The 16,501-nt window shown below is 67.7% G+C and carries 14 protein-coding genes and 1 pseudogene; 7 read left to right on the top strand and 8 right to left on the bottom strand.

Annotated elements, in window-relative coordinates; translation table 11 throughout:
* Window positions 1-93: 93 nt before the first annotated feature.
* Genes BN4332_RS19380 through BN4332_RS19370 form a run of 3 tightly spaced genes read left to right on the top strand, consistent with a single transcriptional unit; the run spans window position 94 to window position 3,747 of the window.
* On the top strand, window positions 94-1,272 hold the full coding sequence (locus BN4332_RS19380; protein ID WP_066900751.1) for a spirocyclase AveC family protein: 1,179 nt from the start codon (window positions 94-96) through the stop codon (window positions 1,270-1,272).
* Window positions 1,259-2,080, top strand: coding sequence for a CbbQ/NirQ/NorQ/GpvN family protein (locus tag BN4332_RS19375; protein ID WP_066900749.1), 822 nt, complete (start codon window positions 1,259-1,261; stop codon window positions 2,078-2,080). Before BN4332_RS19380 ends, BN4332_RS19375 begins: the two co-directional genes overlap by 14 nt.
* Window positions 2,077-3,747 (top strand): nitric oxide reductase activation protein NorD, encoded by a 1,671-nt coding sequence (locus tag BN4332_RS19370; RefSeq protein ID WP_066900747.1) that lies wholly within the window; start codon window positions 2,077-2,079, stop codon window positions 3,745-3,747. The genes BN4332_RS19375 and BN4332_RS19370 overlap by 4 nt, the downstream gene beginning before the upstream one ends.
* Here BN4332_RS19370 and BN4332_RS19365 read toward each other — a convergent pair.
* The 5 genes from BN4332_RS19365 to BN4332_RS19345 all read right to left on the bottom strand — a co-directional run bounded on the left by BN4332_RS19365 (window position 3,744) and on the right by BN4332_RS19345 (window position 9,551).
* Complete coding sequence (locus BN4332_RS19365) at window positions 3,744-5,117, bottom strand: FAD-binding oxidoreductase (protein ID WP_066900745.1); 1,374 nt, start codon at window positions 5,115-5,117, stop codon at window positions 3,744-3,746. The genes BN4332_RS19370 and BN4332_RS19365 overlap by 4 nt on opposite strands.
* A gap of 10 nt (window positions 5,118-5,127) precedes the next feature.
* On the bottom strand, window positions 5,128-6,372 hold the full coding sequence (locus BN4332_RS19360; protein WP_066900743.1) for an alpha/beta hydrolase: 1,245 nt from the start codon (window positions 6,370-6,372) through the stop codon (window positions 5,128-5,130).
* Window positions 6,365-8,002 carry an acyl-CoA ligase FadD12 gene (fadD12, locus tag BN4332_RS19355; RefSeq protein WP_264077782.1) on the bottom strand — a complete coding sequence of 546 codons (1,638 nt, stop codon included), beginning with the start codon at window positions 8,000-8,002 and terminating at the stop codon, window positions 6,365-6,367. The genes BN4332_RS19360 and fadD12 overlap by 8 nt, the downstream gene beginning before the upstream one ends.
* A gap of 6 nt (window positions 8,003-8,008) precedes the next feature.
* Window positions 8,009-8,818: a 1-acyl-sn-glycerol-3-phosphate acyltransferase gene (locus BN4332_RS19350; RefSeq protein WP_066900741.1), complete on the bottom strand. Its 810-nt coding sequence runs from the start codon at window positions 8,816-8,818 to the stop codon at window positions 8,009-8,011.
* A gap of 160 nt (window positions 8,819-8,978) precedes the next feature.
* Entirely contained in the window at window positions 8,979-9,551 is a 573-nt protein-coding gene (locus BN4332_RS19345) for an HD domain-containing protein (protein ID WP_066900739.1), read from the bottom strand.
* A gap of 59 nt (window positions 9,552-9,610) precedes the next feature.
* On the opposite strand from BN4332_RS19345, the gene BN4332_RS19340 reads away from it, so the two are divergent.
* The 3 genes from BN4332_RS19340 to BN4332_RS19330 are packed head-to-tail and all read left to right on the top strand — an operon-like array spanning window position 9,611 to window position 11,968.
* Entirely contained in the window at window positions 9,611-10,450 is an 840-nt protein-coding gene (locus BN4332_RS19340) for an arylamine N-acetyltransferase family protein (RefSeq protein WP_066900737.1), read from the top strand.
* 57 nt (window positions 10,451-10,507) lie between these two features.
* Window positions 10,508-11,431, top strand: coding sequence for a helix-turn-helix domain-containing protein (locus BN4332_RS19335; protein ID WP_074133119.1), 924 nt, complete (start codon window positions 10,508-10,510; stop codon window positions 11,429-11,431).
* A gap of 3 nt (window positions 11,432-11,434) precedes the next feature.
* On the top strand, window positions 11,435-11,968 hold the full coding sequence (locus tag BN4332_RS19330) for a dihydrofolate reductase family protein (protein WP_066900735.1): 534 nt from the start codon (window positions 11,435-11,437) through the stop codon (window positions 11,966-11,968).
* A gap of 349 nt (window positions 11,969-12,317) precedes the next feature.
* Here the strand turns inward: BN4332_RS19330 and BN4332_RS19320 are convergent, their stop codons facing one another.
* Window positions 12,318-13,793 carry an aldehyde dehydrogenase gene (locus BN4332_RS19320; protein ID WP_066900729.1) on the bottom strand — a complete coding sequence of 492 codons (1,476 nt, stop codon included), beginning with the start codon at window positions 13,791-13,793 and terminating at the stop codon, window positions 12,318-12,320.
* Window positions 13,794-13,848: 55 nt separating this feature from the next.
* On the bottom strand, window positions 13,849-14,607 hold the full coding sequence (locus BN4332_RS19315; protein WP_435405198.1) for a class I SAM-dependent methyltransferase: 759 nt from the start codon (window positions 14,605-14,607) through the stop codon (window positions 13,849-13,851).
* Between the two features lie 48 nt (window positions 14,608-14,655).
* On the opposite strand from BN4332_RS19315, the gene BN4332_RS19310 reads away from it, so the two are divergent.
* The gene (locus tag BN4332_RS19310; protein ID WP_066900725.1) at window positions 14,656-15,825 is read left to right on the top strand and encodes a glycosyltransferase family 4 protein; all 1,170 of its coding nucleotides are present in this window, start codon (window positions 14,656-14,658) and stop codon (window positions 15,823-15,825) included.
* Between the two features lie 95 nt (window positions 15,826-15,920).
* On the opposite strand, the pseudogene BN4332_RS19305 reads toward BN4332_RS19310, so the two are convergent.
* Window positions 15,921-16,501: pseudogene (locus BN4332_RS19305) on the bottom strand (hypothetical protein); the annotation flags it as partial.

The following is a 16,501-nucleotide window of genomic DNA, read 5'->3' as shown; positions in this document are numbered from 1 at the left end:
ATTGGAATCTCAGATACCGATGAGTATATTCGCACTCGTTGGTCCAGCTCGCACCGCCGACTGCCTCCACGATTCGCCAAGGGGAACCCGATCATGAGTGATCTGTCCAAGAAGCCTGCCGTCACCGAATCGATCAGCGGAATCGCTGCCCTCGAAAAGCAGGGACCGCCGTCATCGAACGCGTTCAAGATCTGGGCGACCGTCGGCGGCGTGTTTCTGGCGCTGACGTTGTATCTGATCACCCGTTGGGTCACCGGCCCCTATTTCGAGTCGGTGTCGGGCGGCCCGAGCGAGCCGCCGCTGTACATGAAGATCCCGTTGATGGCCAACGCCGTCATGCTGTGGGTCGGCCTGCCGTTTGCCTTGTGGTTCTTCCTCATTCGGCCCTGGGTGCGGGAAAGGCGTATCACGCTCGACGGCATGCTGCTGGTGTCGATGGGCTTGATGATGTTCCAGGATCCGATGCTGAACTACTACAGCACTTGGTGCACGTACAACGCCTGGCTGTTCAACCAGGGGTCCTGGGCGCCGTACTTCCCGGGTTGGGTGGCGCACGAAGAACCGGGCCACACCGTGCCCGAACCGCTGCTGACCAACATCCCCGGCTACGCGTACGGCGTGCTGCTGCTCACCATCGTCGGGTGCGCGATCATGCGCAAGATCAAGAACCGTTGGCCCGGGATCAGCAATCTGCGGCTGGTCTTGGTCACCTACGCGATCGCCTTCGTCTTCGACTTCGTCATGGAGGGGCTGATCCTCCTGCCGATCGGGTTCTACTCCTACCCCGGCGCCATCCAGTCGTTGTCGTTCAACGCCGGCACCTACTACCAGTGGCCCATCTACGAGGGGCTGATGTGGGGCGGCGTCCAGACGGCACTGGTCTGCCTGCGCTTCTTCACCGATGACCGGGGACGCACCGTGGTCGAACGTGGAATCGACCGGGTCCGAGGCGGATTCGTCAAGCAACAGTTCATCCGGTTCCTGGCGATCTTCGGCGGTGTCAGTGCGTGCTTCTTCCTGTTCTACAACGTTCCGGCGACGTGGCTCGGCACGCAGGCCGATGCGTGGCCGGAAGACGTGCAGAAGCGTTCCTACTTCAACCCCGGCATCTGTGGCGAGGGCACCGACCGGCCGTGCCCGAACCCCGACCTGCCGTTGCCGACCCATCGTTCGGGGTACGTCAACCATGACGGTGAACTGGTCCTGCCCGAAGGCACGACCATCCCGCCTGTCGTGCCGATCCAAAGGCCGAACAGCGATGACGGTCAGTAAGTTCCGGCCGATCGCCGAACCGGGTTCACCGCCGCCGTTCTACCGGGCCGCGGGTCGGGAGGCCGAGACCTTCCTGGCAGCCGCCCGCCGCGGTGCGCCGGTTCTGCTCAAAGGACCGACCGGGTGCGGCAAGACCCGTTTCGTCGAGGCGATGGCTCACGAACTCGGCCGTGAGCTCATCACCGTTGCCGGCCACGAGGACATGACCTCGGCCGATCTGGTCGGGCGCTTCCTGCTGAAGGGCGGCGAAACCGTCTGGGTGGACGGCCCGTTGACCAGAGCGGTGCGCGAGGGTGCCATCTGCTATCTCGACGAGATCGTGGAGGCGCGTCAGGACACGACGGTCGTGATCCATCCGCTCGCCGACCACCGGCGCGAGTTGCCCATCGATCGGCTCGCCACCACCTTGCCCGCGGCTCCGGGCTTTCAACTGGTGATCTCCTACAATCCCGGTTACCAGAGCATCCTCAAGAGCCTCAAGGACTCGACCCGGCAGCGTTTCGTCGCGATCAGCCTCGACTTCCCGGCCGCAGAGATCGAAACCGAGATCGTGGCCCACGAGGCAGGAATCGACTCGTCCACCGCCGCCTTGTTGGTCACGCTCGGCAACGCCATCCGGGATCTGGACCGCTCGGCCCTCAGCGAGGTGGCCTCGACCCGGATGCTGATCCTGGCCGGCGGGCTGGTCGCCGAAGGACTCAGCCTGCGCGACGCCGCGCAGTCCGCGGTGGTGGAGGTGCTGTCCGACGATCCCGATGTGATCCGCGGACTCGGAGAACTCGTCGACGCCATCCTGCCACGGCCGTGACCACCGACCGCCCAGAGCCGCAACACTTCCGGTTTCTGGCCGGTTTTCTCGCCGGGCGGCCGGTCGACGTGGCCGTGGCCCGCCCGGGTGAGTTGGCGTACACCGATGGGCGTGTCGTCTTCGTGTCGGCGAGTGCCGATCCGGATCGGCAGCGTCGCGAAGTGCTGGTTCAGAGCGCACTTCTCGGAGCCGGAAGCCTCGACGGTCAGTACGTCAAGCGGCTGCGGGCCCGGCCCTCGACGGCACGCCGCTACTTGGCGCTCGAAGGGCAGCGTGTCCTGGCCAAGCTCGCCCCGCGGATACCTTTGGCGGCGGCCGTCGGACTCGACTCCGGCGCCCGGTCGGCCTGCGCGGAGGAATCGCTGCGCATCGCCATGGGCAGAACCGAACTCGATGCGCCACCGGAGTGGTTCGGGACCGTCAAGCCATCCATCCTGGTTCGGCACCGCGATGGGTCGCGGTCGTCGGCGTCCGACGCCGAGCCCATCGACCTGTCCGAGCTGGATGAGGACGATGACGACGACGGACCGGCCGAGAAGAGCTGGATCCTCAAGCTGTTCGAGGTGCCCGTCGGGGCGCAGGCGCCCGCAAAGTTCCTGCGCACGCTGTTCGGTAGCTCCCGATCCTCCGGAAGTGAGAGTGCCGGGGGCGAATTGGGCCTCGGCTCGATACGACGAACGTCGCAGTCCGGCGTCGATGCGCGTCCGGTGCCCACCCCGATCCGGTTCACCGGGACGCCAGATGCGGCACTCGCGGTCGGTGGCGCCAGGTATCCCGAATGGGACGTTTTCGGAAACCGATATCGGGAGGACTGGTGCCGCGTCATCGATTTTCCGATCACCGCCACGGTAGACGCCTCAGCGGTCGACGTGTCGCGTGACGCGGAGTTGCGGCGCAGCCTGGCGCGAGTGGGCCTCGGTCCCAAAGTGTTGCGCGCCCGCGCGGACGGCGACGACGTGGACCACGAGGCCCTGATCGATCTCTTCGTCGATCTGCGCTCAGGCCACTCCCCGCCAGAGAACGTGTACACGCAGCGCCGCAAGCTTGCCCGCAACCTCGGGGTTCTCATCCTTGTCGACGCATCCGGATCGGCGACCGATGCCGACGGTGACGGTCTCGCCATCCACGAGCACCAACGTCGTGCGGCCGCGACGCTCGCCGTCACACTCGAGGAACTCGGCGACCGTGTTGCGGTATACGGGTTTCGGTCACAGGGGCGACTCGCCGTGCATCTGCTCGCCGTCAAGACCTTCGGCCAACGCTTCGGCGCCGCCGGTCGGGCTCGGCTCGGACAGCTGCGGCCGTTCGGCTACACCCGGCTCGGCGCCGGGATCCGAGGAGCCGGGGAAATTATCAAAAGCCAAGCGGGAACACCCAATCGACTCCTGGTGGTGCTGTCTGACGGCTATCCGTACGACGACGGCTACGAAGGTCGCTATGCGCAGGCCGACGCCGCCAAGGCGCTCGAAGAGCTCCGGTCGGACGGGGTGGCCTGCCTGTGTCTGACCATCGGTTCCGGTGCCGACGTCGATACCCTCGACCGCGCCTTCGGCCCGGCGAGTCATGCCAGCGCCGCGACGTTGCGCGAGCTGAGTCCGCGGATGGGCGAGCTGTTCCTGGCAGCCCTGCGAGAACTCGCCGCACCCAGACCACTGCGCCGGGACTAGCGCAGCACCGCACCAGGATTCAGGATGCCGTGCGGATCGAGTGCCTCCTTGATCCGGCGGGTCAGTGCCATCACGTCGTCGCCGAGCTGCATCGGCAGCCAGTCCCGCTTGAGCCGGCCGACGCCGTGCTCACCGGTGATGGTGCCGCCGAGGGCGATCGCCAGCTGCATCACGCGGGCGAACGCCATCTCCGCGCGGGCGCTCATGTCCGGGTCGTCGGCGTCGAAAACCACCACTGGGTGGGTGTTTCCGTCGCCGGCGTGCGCGACGACGCAGATCAGCACATCACAGTCCTCGGCAACACGTTTGATGCCGGCCACCAACTCGGGCAGGACCGGTATCGGCACCGTGACGTCCTCGAGCAGCAACGTGCCCAGTTGCATCAAGGCCAGCCCGACCAGCCGGCGCGCCGCGGTGAAGCCGGCGCCTTCTTCGGCATCGTCGGTCGCGAACACCTCGGTGGCTCCGGACGTCTCGCAGGCGGCGACGATGTGGGCGATCTCCTCCTGAGCAGCACCCGGTGCGTCGGACTGGATCAGCAGCAGCGCCTGCGCCTCCCGGTCCAGACCCATCCGGCTGTAGTCCTCGACCGCGTTGATGCTGGCGTGGTCCATCAGTTCCAGCATCGCCGGGCGGACCTTGGCGGTGATCGCCACCACGGCATCGGCGGCGTCCTGCACCGAGGCGAACACCGCGACCACCGTTGAGGCCGGGGGCTGGGCCGGGATCAACCGCAGGGTGAGCTCCGTGATCACCCCGAGAATGCCTTCGGAGCCGACGAACAGCTTCGTCAACGACAGTCCGGCAACGTCTTTCAGGCGCGGGCCGCCCAACCGAACCGCGGTGCCGTCGGCCAGCACCACCTCCATGCCCAGGACGTAGTCACTGGTGACCCCGTACTTCACACAGCACAGTCCGCCGGCGTTGGTTGCCGCGTTACCACCGATCGAGGAGATCTCGACCGAGGCGGGGTCTGGTGGATACCACAGGCCGTGCTCGGCCGCGGCCCGCTTCACCTCGGAGTTCAGCACGCCGGGCTGCACCACGGCGGTGCGGTTCGCGGTGTCGATCCGGACCTGCCGCATCCGTTCGGTGCTCAGGATGATGCCGCCGTCGACGGCGTTGGCGCCGCCCGAGAGCCCGGAGCCAGCACCTCTGGGAACCACCGCCACACCATGAGCGCTCGCCCAGCGCAGCATGGCCTGCACGTCCTCGGTGCTGGCGGCGCGGACGACGGCGCGGGGCAGGCCCGACTTCGGATCGGCTGCGGCATCCCGGCGATATCCCTCGATCACAGCGGGATCGGTGAGCACCGCGCCGTCCGACAATCCGGCTGCCAGTGTGGCGATCTCGGTGTCCGGCGTGGACATCTGAGGAATTTTACCGGCCAGCTGCCGAGGCCGCGGTGATCTGCGCCCTGGCTCGGGCCCAGTTCAGGAACTTCCCCACGGCGTCGGCCGTGTAATGCCCGTGTGGCGAACCGAAGATGTCGAACGCGTGCTGGGCGTGCGGAATCTCGGCATAGACAACAGGCGAATTCGACACCTCGCGAAGCGCGGCGACGAAGTCTCGCCCTTCCTGGACCGGGATCAGCGAGTCGTTCGTGCCGTGCAGTACGAAGAACGGCGGGGCATCCGGGTGCACCAGGGTGATCGGCGAGGCTTCGTGATACACCCGGTCATCGGTCGCCAACGGCGCCTTGACGATCAGCCGCTCCAGCACCTCCATGAACTCGGCGCGCCCCGGGCCCGTGGTGGAGAACCAGTCGTAGCGGCCGTAGATCGGCACCGCGGCGGCCACCGAGGTGTCGGCATCCTCGAAGCCGGGCTGCCACTTCGGGTCATTGGGGGTGAGCGCGGCCAGCGCCGTCAGATGCCCACCGGCCGAGCCGCCGGTGATGCAGACCGCGTCGGGATCGCCGCCGTACTCAGCGATGTTCGCCTTCACCCAGGCCAAGGCCTGCTTCACGTCGATGATGTGATTGGGCCACGGGTGTCGTGGGCTGATCCGGTAACCGATCGACACGCAGATCCAGCCCTGCTCGGCCAGGTGGCTCATCAGCGGATACGACTGTGGCCGGCGCATGCCGATCATCCACGCCCCGCCCGGGACCTGCACGAGCACCGGGGCCTTGCCGTCCCGCGGCAGATCCGGACGCATCCAGATGTCGGCCAGGTTGGCCCGATGCGGGCCGTACTGCACCGTCGTCCCCGCGTAACGACGTCGGCTCATCGAGGTGGAGTACACCTCGCCGCGGCGCAGTGGCCGCAGCACCGTCGGGTACTCGTCGGCCAGCGCCTCGTGTACCGGATCTTCGAAATAGGGCCGGGACTGGACACCGCGCCGGTGCACGAGGACCAGCAGAGCCCAGGAAATCGCCTTGAGCACCAGGGAGATTCGTCCACCCGTGGTGCGGTAGTCGCCGCGGATGCCGCGGCGCAGCGCATCGAGTGCGGAAACCGTGATCACCAGTGGCGCGTTCTCCGAGGTCGGCCAGCCGAAGCTGAACGCCGCGATGGTGCTGTACCCCTTGCGGCCGAGCGGCTTCACCGCGTTGGCAGCGTTGAGCAACTCGGCGGCGGCAAGGAGCAGCCGCCTTCTTGGCCCAGGATGGCGGTCAGCCATTCACCTTCTCCTGGAGTTGGCGCCGGTCGATCTTGCCGGTGCTGTTGCGAGGCAATTCCTCGAGCACCGTGATCTCCCGCGGCACTTTGTAATTGGCCAGATTCTCGCGGACGTAGACCTTGAGGTCGTCGGGTGTGACGGCGCCGGAGAGCACCACGAACGCCGCGAGACGTTGACCGAACTGCTCGTCGTCGACGCCGATCACGGCGGCCTCGGCGACGTCGCCGTGGCCGGCGAGGACCTTCTCCACCTCGATCGGGTACACGTTCTCGCCGCCGGAGACGATCATCTCGTCGTCGCGGCCGACCACGAACAGCCGGCCCGCCGCATCGAGGTAGCCGACGTCGCCCGAGCACATGAAGCCATCGCGGAAGGACTTGGTGGAGCCCGACGTGTAGCCGTCGAACTGGGTCGAGTTACGCACGTAGATCGTGCCCACCTCGCCGGTGGGGACCTCACGGAACTCCGCGTCGAGAATGCGAATCTCGGTGCCCTCGGCGGGTTTACCGGCAGTATCCGGTGCGGCCCGCAGATCGGCCGGCGTCGCGGTGGCGATCATGCCGGCCTCGGTGGCGTTGTAGTTGTTGTAGATGATGTCGCCGAACCGGTCCATGAACGCGGTGACGACATCGGGACGCATGCGTGACCCCGACGCCGCGGCGAACCGCAGCGAGCGGCCGTCGTAACGGTTCAGCACGCTCTCCGGCAATTCCATGATCCGGTCGAACATCACCGGCACCACGCACAGTCCCTTCGCCCGGTGCCGGTCGACGAGCTCGAGCGTGGCCTCGGGATCGAACTTTCGCCGGGTGACAATGGTGCAGGCCATCGACGCCGCGAAGGCCAGCTGGGAAAAGCCCCAGGCGTGGAACATCGGCGCGACGATCACCACCCGTTCCTCGGCGTGCCACGGGGTGCGGTCGAGGATCGCCTTGAGTACCTCGGGGCCGCCACCGGAGTGCTTGGCGCCCTTGGGAGTTCCCGTGGTGCCCGAGGTCAGCAGGATCACCTTGCTCTTCTCGGTCGCACGCCGGGGCTCCTCACCACGGTGTTCCTCGACGAGCTTGGCGACGGTGACGTCATGCAGGAAGGTATCGGTCCACGCCACGATTCGCGCCGCGCTCGGCCGCTCGGCGAGAGCCCGGTCGACGGTCTCGGTGAACTCTTCGTCATAGATGACGGCGTCCACCGCCTCGCGGGTCACCACCTCGGCCAGTGCGGGCGCGGCGAACGAGGTGTTGAGCAGCAGTACGTCGGCGCCGATGCGATTGGCCGCGATCAGGGACAACACGAAGCCGCGGTGATTGCGGGCCATGATGCCGAGCACCTTCGGCGCACCACCCGGAAGGGCCTGCAATCCGGCGGCCAGGGCGTCGGCCTGCTGATCGACCTGCTGCCAGGTGAGTGTGCCGAGTTCGTCCACCAGACCGGGCCGGTTCGGGCAACGCTGCGCCGAGGCCGCGAAACCCGAAGTGACGCTCATGTTCTCGCGGGCCATCGCGGCGCCGATGCGCAGGTACTTGTCCGGGCGCATCGCCGCGAGCACCCCGGCCCGGCGCATCGTGGCGACCAGCCCGGCGGTGTCGATCACCCGATCCAGCGGCCCGGTCAGCAGCTCAAGGGGATTCACCGCGGCTCAGCCGATCACCGGGAAGCGGCGCTCTTCGGCCAGTTCGTCCAGGGCGCGCTGCATGACCCGGCGGACATGCGCGTCGACCTCGTCGATGTCGGGATTCTCGCCGAACTCGGCCTCGATGTCGATCGGCGGCAGTGTCTTCATCACGATCTTGGATGGCAGCGGCACGTTGAGCGGCAGCACCGCGGACAGGCCGAACGGGAAACCGAACGACACCGGCACGATCTTGGTGCGGGCCATCCGCGCGATCGGGCCGAGTGCCTTGGCGATCTGGGTGCCGCGAGACAGGAACAAGTGGGTTTCCTGCCCGCCGATGCCGACCATCGGCACGATCGGCACGCCCGCGTTGATCGCCGCCTTCACATACCCGGTGCGTCCGCCGAAGTCGATCTTGTTCGCCGAAAGGGTGGGGCGGTAGACGTCATAGTCACCGCCGGGGAAGACCACCACCACGCCGCCCGAGCGCAGTGCCTCGTCGGCGTTCTCGTGATTGGCCCGGATGAAGCCGGTCTTCTTGAAGAACGCCGCGGTGGGGCCGGTCATCAGCATGTCGTGGCTGAGGGTGAACACCGGGCGGCCGTAGCCGAACTTCTCGTAGAAGCCCGTCGCGAACACCGGCACGTCCAGCGCGAAGAGGCCGCCGGAATGGTTCGACACCACCAGCGCGCCGCCGTTGGGGAAGCTGTCCAGCCCGCGCACCTCGGCGCGGTGGTAGCCCTTGATCAGCGGCCGCAAGAAGCCCATGACCTTTTCCGTCAGGCCCGGATCCCACTTGGTGATTTCGGACGGGTCGATGTCGGTCGCGGCCACAGGGTCCCCCTATGTGGATTGGAACGTGTTCTAGTTTTGCTAGTGTACCCAGGTGGAGGGTCAAAAACCCATTCGCATCTGCGGGCCGCGAACCTACCGCCGGGTAGCTGCGGTCCATACTCTCAAAACCGCAGCTCACGCGGGGCCGACATCGGATTGCTCAGCTGGTCAGCTCGCTGATCTCGGCCGCGACGTTGAGCCGGGCCCGCGCCTCCCAGCGTTTGCGGCCGGCGGCGGTGTGAAAGATCGGCCCGTCGAGCAACGCCGTGAGCACCCGCGCCCGCGCGGGCTTGAACACCTCGTCGGGAACCGCGGCGTACTCCTCGCGCACCGCGTCGGCGTACTCGCGGTAGCGCCCGGTCGACGAGCCGAGCACCGACAGATCGGCATCGCTGAGCACCGCGCCGTTGATGTCTCCGTCGTCGACCTTGTGGGACTTGGTGGTCAGCACCAGACGGGCCAGTTCGTCGCAGTCCGGGGAATCGCCCAGCAATGTGCGGGCCAGATCCGCCGAGCGTTCCTCGTTGTCGTCGCGGCCGATGTCGTAGATCGCATCGTGGAACCACGCCGCGAGTTCGACCGTCTCCCGGTCGAAGTGCAGTCCGTCGTCGGCCAGGACGCCGATCGCGTCGAGCACTTCATGCAGGTGCGCGACGGTGTGATGCTTGCGGTGGGATTCCGACCAGCGGGCCAGCAGATCCTCCCGCAGGCGTTCGGTGAGATGTGCAGCCATGAGACCAGTCTCCTCCGAGGTTGACCTCAACCGCCGTTGAGGCAGCATCATTGGCGACCATGGGATTCGATCTCGCCGCCTACTTCGACCGGATCGGCTATCAGGGTTCGGCGTCAGCCGGCCTGGACACGCTGCGCGACGTCGTCGCCGCCCACGGCCGTTCCATCCCGTTCGAGAACCTGGATCCGCTTCTGGGTATCCCCGTCGGGGACCTCAGCGCGGAGGCGCTGTCGGACAAGCTGGTCACCCGCCGTCGTGGCGGCTACTGCTACGAGCACAACGGCCTGCTGGGCTATGCGCTCGACGAATTGGGGTACGGCGTCGACCGGTTGGCCGGGCGGGTGGTCTGGATGAAGGAGCCGGACGCGCCGCTGCCCGCCCTCACTCACAACGTGCTGGCCGTGACGATCCCCGATGAGCCCGGACGGTTCCTGGTCGACGTCGGCTTCGGCGGGCAGACGCTTTCCTCGCCGATCCGGCTGCACACCGGCGCGGTGCAGCAGACCCGCCACGAGCCCTACCGCCTGCTGGAGCTGCCCACCGTCCACGGCCGGGAGTACGAGTTGGCCGCCCAGATCCGAGGGGCCTGGCAGCCGCTGTACCGGTTCACCACCGCGCCGCAACCGCGCATCGATCTGGAAGTCGGAAGCTGGTATGTCTCAACACATCCCGGTGGCATCTTCGCCGTCGGCCTGACTGCGGCGCTGGTGACCGACGACGCCAGGATCAACCTGCGCGGCCGGAACCTGGCCATCCATCGCAACGGTGAGACCGAACGCGTCCGATTCGACACCGCCACACAGGTTCTCGACGCGCTCACCGGGCGATTCGGCATCAACCTGGCCGATCTCGGCGGCATCGACGTCGAAGCCCGGGTGGCGCAGGTGCTGGACAGCTGAGCTCGGCACCACAGCAGGAAATGTCATGTTCATGCCGGTGCCCGGCGACCATACTCGGTGAACGTGGAGGTTCAACCGAACGGGCGTGACCGGCTGCGGGAACTGCTCGACGCCGTCGTCGACGACGACAACACCGGCGTCGGCGATATGGCCCGCAGCAGCTACGCGTCGGAGTTTCACTTTTCCCGGGAGGTGCGCCGGCTCACCGGGGAGCCGCCGGCGGCGCTGCGGCGGCGCATCATGCTCGAACGCGCGGCCTGGCGGTTGCAGCAGGGCGCCGGGGTGGCGGAGGTGGCCGAGGCCGAGGGCTGGTCGTCGGCCGAGGTGTTCTCCCGGGCGTTTCGCCGGGCGTTCGGGGTGCCGCCGTCGCGTGCCGACGACGTCGGGTTCCGGTTGAGCGCGCCCAACGGAGTGCACTTTCACCCACCGCAGTCGCTGTGGTGCGACGCCGACCCGGGGGAGAGCGCCGGCCCCGATATCGCCCAGTTCATGCTGGTGCACGACGTCGCCGACACCGACTACCTGATCGACGCCGCCGGGGGACTCTCCGAACAGCAATGGGCACAAGAGGTTTCACCGGGCCAGGTGGTGCTGGACTGGGACGGTCCCGAACCCAGTGTGGCAGCCGTGCTCGGGGCGATCGTATGGACCAAAGAGGTGTGGCTGGCCACGATCGAGGGCCGGGACTTCCCGTCGCGAGCCACCACCGCACAGACGACGGCCGCGCAGCTCGCCGGGCACCACCGCGTCATCGGAAAGCGTTGGACCACACTGATCTCCGAGTACTCGGCGGCGGGACGGCTGGGCGACACCGTTATCGACGCGCTGTGCGATCCGCCGGAATCCTTTCAGCTGTACGGGATCATCGCGCACGTGCTGACCTACTCGGCGCACCGGCGGGCACTCGCCCGCGGCATGTTGGCCCGTCACGGGGTCGACACCGACCGGGGTGACCCATTGGAATGGATGAGGAGGGACTGAACGGTGAAGACCGTGTACTACACCGCGTCGAGCCTGGACGGGTTCATCGTGGACGCCGACGGCAGCCTGGACTGGTTGATCTCACGCGACATCGACCAGGATGGCCCGTTCGGCTACGAAGAGTTCATCAAAAACATTGGGGCACTTGCGATGGGGGCGACGACCTATGAGTGGATCGTGCGGAACCACCCCGACGAGTGGATGTACGACCAGCCGACGTGGGTGCTGACCCACCGCCCGGAGATCATCGCCGCCGAACATCCGGTGCAGGTGTTCTCCGGTGATATTGCCGAACTGTATGCCAAGCTCGCGTCGGCCGCGGCGGGCAAGGATGTCTGGGTGGTCGGCGGGGGAGAGGTCGCCGCCCAGTTCGTCGCGGAGGGGCTGATCGACGAGATGATCGTCAGCTACGCCCCGTGTTCACTGGGGGCGGGCGCGCCGGTGCTGCCGGTTCGTTCCGAATGGATGTTGGCCGAATCGGCCGCCAACGGTGAGTTCCTGTGTGCCCGCTGGGTGAAGGCGCAGACCGTCGGCTGAACCGGGCCGCTCAGGCCACTCGGTCGTGCAGGAACTGCGACGAACAGCGCAGCAACATCCTGGGGGTCATGGTGCGCACCGGGCCGTGGGGCGCCCTGACCCGACGAGTGAACCGGTGACCGGCGAGGTTGAGTTCAACGACCCACATCGCGCACCGCCTTTTCTCTATCGTCGACCATTGACCATCGATGGAAGCCGCGCGTGGTGTCGAGCAGTCAACGAGCGTGCGCACCTGCAGACGTCCAGCAAATGAACGGCTGCTGAACGAGGGCGCCACGATCTCGGCCGATAAGACGCGAATGTCCCGGAAAACCGCGGTCTTCCGGGACATTTGCGACTGTTCGAGAATTTACTGCGGGGTGAAACCGAACGGCAGCAGCACACTCTTGGCCTGGGTGTACGCGTCGATGCCCTCGGGGCCGTTCTCGCGGCCGATACCCGAGTTCTTGTATCCGCCGAACGGTGCGCCCGGATCGAAGGCGTACATGTTCACCGCGTAGGTGCCGGTGCGGATCTTCGAGGCGATCTCGATGGCCTTGGGGAAGTCCGTGGTGTACACACTGCCGGCGAGGCCGTACGGCGAATCGTTGGCGATGCGCACCGCGTCGTCCTCGTCGTCGAACGGGATGACCACGAGCACCGGCCCGAAGATCTCCTCCTGGGCGATGGTCATCGAGTTGTCGACGTCGGCGAAGACGGTCGGCTGCACGAACCAGCCCGAATCCAGGCCCTCGGGGCGGCCGCCACCGGTGACGATGCGCGCGCCCTCCTCGACGCCCTTCTTGATGTAGCCCTCGACGCGGTCACGCTGCTTCTCCGAGATCAGCGGGCCGATCATCGAAGCCGGGTCGTCGGGCAGGCCGACCTGCATGGCCGCGACCGCGGCCGAGAGCTTCTCGACGATCTCGTCGTAGCGGGACCGCGGCGCCAGGATGCGGGTCTGGCCCACACAGGCCTGGCCGCAGTTCATCAGGCCGGAGAACACCAGCATCGGCAGGGTGGAGTCCACGTCGGCGTCCTCGAGGATGATCGCCGCGGACTTGCCGCCGAGCTCCAGCGTGCACGGCTTGAGCTTCTCGGCCGCGATCTTGCCGATCTCCTTGCCGACGCCGCTGGAGCCGGTGAAGGTGAACTTGTCCAGCTCCGGGTTGGCGGTCAGGGCGCGGCCGGTCTCCGGGCCGCCGGGCACCACCGAGAGCACGCCCTCGGGCAGGCCGGCCTCGGTCAGCACCTCGGCGAACAGATTGGTGGTCAGCGGGGTCTCACCGGCCGGCTTGAGCACCACGGTGCAGCCGGCGAGCAGGGCCGGGCCCAGCTTGTTGCAGGCGAGGAAGAACGGCACGTTCCAGGCGATGACGGCGCCGACAACCCCGATGGCCTCCTTGATGACCAGGGTCTGGCCGTAGATGCCGTCGCGGATGTCTTTCCAGTCGTACTTGTCGGCCGCGCCGGCGTAGTACTGCAGGCTCGACACACCCGCGCCGAACTGCATCATGTCGACGATGGTCGGCGGCTGGCCGGTCTCCAGCTTCAGCAGATGCTTGAACTCCTCGGCCCGCTCGTTGATGAGCTCGACGGCCTTGGCCAGCACGGCCTGGCGCTCTTCGGGCGACATGTGGGGCCAGGGGCCCTCGTCGAACGCCTTGCGGGCCGCGGCGCACGCGGCGTTGACATCGGCCTCGGCGGCCAGCGGGACCTGGCCGACCTTCTCGCCGGTGGCCGGGGAGAACACTTCGATGATCTCGGTGGTCGAGGGCTCGACCCACTGGCCACCGATGAACAGCTTGTCGAACTCGGTGCGCGTGGCGGTGGAACTCTGTGTCATGAGCGTCACACTACCGAGATTTCGGCCAAACGAGAACCTGTTCCAGTTGGTCGGTTCAGTGGGGCCGCAGAACCAGCACCAGATTGCTCACCAGGAACTCCCGCAACCCCGGCACCGACGTCATCCACCACGCCCATCGTGGGTGGTAGCGGGGAAAAGCGGCGATCAGTGAGCCAGTGGAGCGCGCCCACTGCAGGCCGTCGGCCGCCGACACCGCGAACAACGACGATCCGTAGTCGTTCTTGGGCCGGTGACCGTGCTTGCGGGTGTAGCGCTCGGCGGCCCGGGCGCCGCCGAGGTAGTGCGTCAATCCCATCTCATGGCCGCCGAATGGGCCGAGCCACACCGTGTAGGACAGCACCGCCAGGCCGCCGGGACGGGTGACCCGCAGCATCTCGTTGCCGAGCCGCCACGGATGCCGCACATGCTCGGCCACGTTGGAGGACAGGCAGATGTCGACGCTGTCGTCGGCGAACGGCAGGGCCATCCCGGAGGCCCGGACGAACGTGCCCTCCGAGTCGTCGGCGGCCGGCCCGGCATGCATTTCCCGGGGATCCGGCTCCACCCCGATGTAGCGCATGCCGGCCTGGTCGAACGCCGAGGCGAAGTAACCGGGCCCGCCGCCCACGTCGAGGACCGTGCGCCCGGCCGGGGCCTCCTCGGTGGCCGACGTCCACAGATCGGTGACCAGCGCGACGGTATCGGCGGCCAGCGCGCCGTAGAACCGGGCCGGTTCGCTCTGCTCGAAGCGGAACTGCGCCAGCAATCGCACCGACCGACTCAGCGTCGCGCGGCGGGCGAAGCGTGCCGAGATGTCGCTGGGCTGCACCCACCCAACTTACTGACCGGTACCCTCAACACGATGTCTGCCCGTCCCGACCCGCGCCTGCGGAGCGTTCTGCTCCTGTGCTGGCGTGATACCGGCCATCCCCAGGGCGGTGGCAGCGAGGCCTATCTCCAGCGCATCGGCGCATGTCTGGCCGACGAAGGTGTCCACGTCACGCTGCGCCCCGCGCGCTACCCGGGCGCGGCCCGCCGCGAGGTGGTCGACGGCGTGCAGATCAACCGCGCGGGCGGGCCCTACAGCGTGTACATCTGGGCCGGGCTGGCCATGGTGGCTTCCCGTATCGGCCTCGGGCCGCTGCGCAAGGTCCGGCCCGACGTGGTCGTCGACACCCAGAACGGGCTGCCGTTCCTGGCCCGGCTGGCGTTCGGTCGCCGGGTGGCCGTGCTCGTGCACCATTGCCACCGCGAACTGTGGCCGGTGGCCGGCCCGATGAAGGGACGGATCGGCTGGTTCGTGGAGTCCAAGCTCTCCCCACGGCTGCACCGTCGCAACCAGTACGTCACGGTGTCGCTGCCCTCGGCGCGCGACCTCAACGAGCTCGGTGTCGATTCCGGCCGGATCGCGGTGGTGCGCAACGGGCTGGACGAGGCACCCGGTCGCACCTTGGAGCTGCCTCGGTCGTCGACTCCGCGGCTCGTGGTGCTGTCCCGCCTGGTCCCGCACAAGCAGATCGAGGATGCGCTGGAGGCGGTCGCGACGCTGCGGGCCGAAGTGCCCGGATTGCACCTGGACATCGTCGGCGGGGGCTGGTGGCAGCAGCGACTGGTCGAGCACGCTGAGCTGCTCGGCATCTCCGATTCGGTGACGTTCCACGGTCACGTCGACGAAGAGACCAAACACCGTGTGCTGCAGCAGAGTTGGGTCCACGTACTGCCGTCGCGCAAGGAGGGCTGGGGCCTGGCGGTCACCGAGGCCGCCCAGCACGGCGTGCCCACCATCGGCTACCGGTCCTCGGGTGGGCTGACCGATTCGATCGTCGACGGGGTCACCGGGCTGCTGGTCGAGGACCGCGACGCCCTGGTCGCCGGGGTGCGTCAGCTCCTGAAGGACCCGGTGATGCGAATTCAGTTGGGCAGCAAGGCTCAGACCCGCAGCGACGAATTCTCCTGGACCCTCAGCGCGGACGCGATGCGCTCGGTGCTGGAATCCGTGCACGAGGGCCAGTACGTCAGCGGGCTGGTGTAGGGCTTCGGCCGCCGCCGTGCCGACTGTGACGTTCCGGCACACGATTGGCCCGGATTTCGGGCATCAACGCCACTCTCGTCGCCGGTGGTGCCGATCTAGATCTGGCCCGACGAGCGCCGAGCCCGCCAGAAGCTGACCGCCATCCCGGCGGCCCCACCAGCCAGCACGGCCAACCACACCAGGTGTGCGGCGATCATCACGCCGCGCCGCGTCGACGCGGGTGCCGTGCCGCCCACCCGGTGCACCGTCACCTGGTGATCGGATTCGTGTACCACCCAACCCACGCCGGCCTCGGCCAGTCGCTGATCGGTCGCGCCGGACAGCACCAGGTCCTGCACGGCCCGGGCGTGTGCTCCCTCGCCGGGCACCGTCTGACCACCGATGGACAGGTCACCCGTGATCAGCACCTCGGCGCGGAGCCACCGGGGCAGTGGGTCGAGCACCGGACCGGTCGGTGTCCACGAGAAATCCCGCATGCTGTCGGGCGGCAGCACGGTCACCGGCCGCGGGTCGGCGTTGATCTGCGCGGCTGCAGCGGTCCAGCTGCCGGGATACTGCACGGCGCGCATCTGATTGCCCACGCCCCAGGCCAGATCGGGCAGCACCGCGATCAGCGCCGCGCAACTCACGGTGGCGGCCGCGGCGGCCGGTATCCGCAAGCGGCGCAACGTGTCCG

The sequence above is a fragment of the Mycolicibacterium houstonense genome (genome assembly GCF_900078665.2).
Lineage (GTDB): Bacteria > Actinomycetota > Actinomycetes > Mycobacteriales > Mycobacteriaceae > Mycobacterium > Mycobacterium houstonense.
The sequence above is the reverse complement of the archived record's forward strand: the minus strand, read 5'-3'. Positions and strand labels throughout refer to the sequence as shown.